The organism is Comamonas sp. Z1 (genome assembly GCF_008121555.1).
In the GTDB taxonomy this organism is placed as follows: Bacteria; Pseudomonadota; Gammaproteobacteria; order Burkholderiales; family Burkholderiaceae_C; genus Comamonas; species Comamonas thiooxydans.
Genome location: NZ_VOQT01000055.1, coordinates 1 through 1,630 on the forward strand (window position 1 = coordinate 1; position 1,630 = coordinate 1,630).

A 1,630-nucleotide genomic window follows, 5' to 3' on the forward strand; every position below is an offset into this window, starting at 1 on the left:
TAAAGCTCAACTGCACGAATCCTGTCTGCGTATGAGTACATGAACTACCTTGTATGGATGCCTCCCAGCCATGAGTAGTAACCCGCAATGCTTTGTGAAGAAGTCGGCTGCTGCCTTGTATCCGGCCTGTGATGTGGACGCTGGGTTGCCCCTTGTCCGCTGGCCCCGATGTAATCCGCTGACGAGCGCCTCATCTCCTAGGACGGACTTTTGAAGTCCGGTAGTTCATCCAGGTTTAGCTCGTCCCGGTCTGACCTGTTTCACATCACGCTGCTTTGTTGCTGCCTCATCGCCTTCAAAGGTTCACATCCTCCTTTCTCGGGTTGATCTGCTATCCGTTCAAGCCCCAAGCGGCCTGGTGCTCTGGTGGCCTCGTTGGTAGTCCTGCTGTCGGGCCGTAACGGCCCAGATCGTTCGCGCCATCTTGGCCGCCTGTGCCACGATCACAACGTTCGTTGGCCTCCTGGCTTGAAGCTGTTCCAGCCATGGGCCGGGCTCTTTCGCATGTCTCAGTACCGCACGCGCACCGTGAATAAGCAAAGTCCGCAGGTAGGTGTCGCCCCGTTTGGAGATCCCCAGAAGATTTACCCGGCCACCTGTGCCTCGTTGCTTGGGTACCAGACCCAGCCAGGCACAGAATTCGCGCCCCGACTTGAATGCCTTGGCTTCTCCCATAGTGGCGATGGCCGCTGTAGCCGAGAGCAGGCCTACCCCGGGTATCGCCGCCACACGCTTCATGTCCACGTCAATGCGCAGGACCTCTGCAAGCCTCACCTCGATGGCCTTAATGTCTATCGCCAGTTGCTTGATGCGCTGGGCCTGCTCGCGCAGGCTATCGACGACATACTGTGGAATGCTGTTGGCAAGCGCCTCCAGTGCGAGTTCCAACTCGCCCAACAACGCCTTCTTGCCTCGCGCTAAGGTGGCTCCAAACTCATAGAGTAGTCCCCGCAACGCATTGATCTGCATGATCTTCATCCGCATCAACATCTCGCGCTGACGATGCAAGGTGAGCGTGGCTTGTTGCGCCAGCGTCTTCACGCCCACGAATTTGGTACCCGGCTGCTGGATCGCCAGCCAGATGGCGCGTGCATCTGTAGCGTCGGTCTTGTTGCCGTTCACGAATGGGCGCACGGCTTTGGCATGAATCAGCCGCACGGCATGGCCCTGCGCCGTCAACTCACGGGCCCAGTGGTGCGCTCCGCCGCAGGCTTCGATGCCGATCAAGCAAGGTGCACGGTTGGCGAAGTGCCCTAAAACCTTGGCCCGCTTTAGCTGCACGTTGACAATCTCGCCTGTGCTCATGTCCACGGTGTGAAGTTGGAACACGCTTTTGGCGATGTCCAGTCCAATGACCTGCAGGCCGGCCACCTGACCGATGATTTGCCCCGCGCTTTGGGTAGTACAACGATGCATGACGAAACCTCGCTGATGTTTGTGAAGACATTGGTCTATCAAGCCACGGGCACTTTGATACCGTATCCATTCAAGAGCCCAGCTCGTCTAGCGAACAAGCACACTCCCAAAACGGTCACGCTGTTCATCTTTATGCTTCTGCGGCCTTTGAGCTGCCCGTAGGCAGGGAGGCATCCATTACATCTCCTGGTAGTCCAAGTTTTTGTCCGCATCC

General features: G+C 57.6%; 1 protein-coding gene. It reads right to left on the reverse strand.

Going from position 1 to position 1,630, the window contains the following annotated elements:
- Positions 1–339: 339 nt before the first annotated feature.
- Positions 340–1,416, reverse strand: coding sequence for an IS110 family transposase (locus tag FSY45_RS27670; RefSeq protein WP_012837655.1), 1,077 nt, complete (start codon positions 1,414–1,416; stop codon positions 340–342).
- Positions 1,417–1,630 lie beyond the last annotated feature (214 nt).

What these genes read in the sequence shown, in the direction of transcription:
- FSY45_RS27670 (WP_012837655.1), bottom strand. Translation starts at nt 1,416, where the DNA reads ATGCATCGTTGTACTACCCAAAGCGCGGGGCAAATCATCGGTCAGGTG.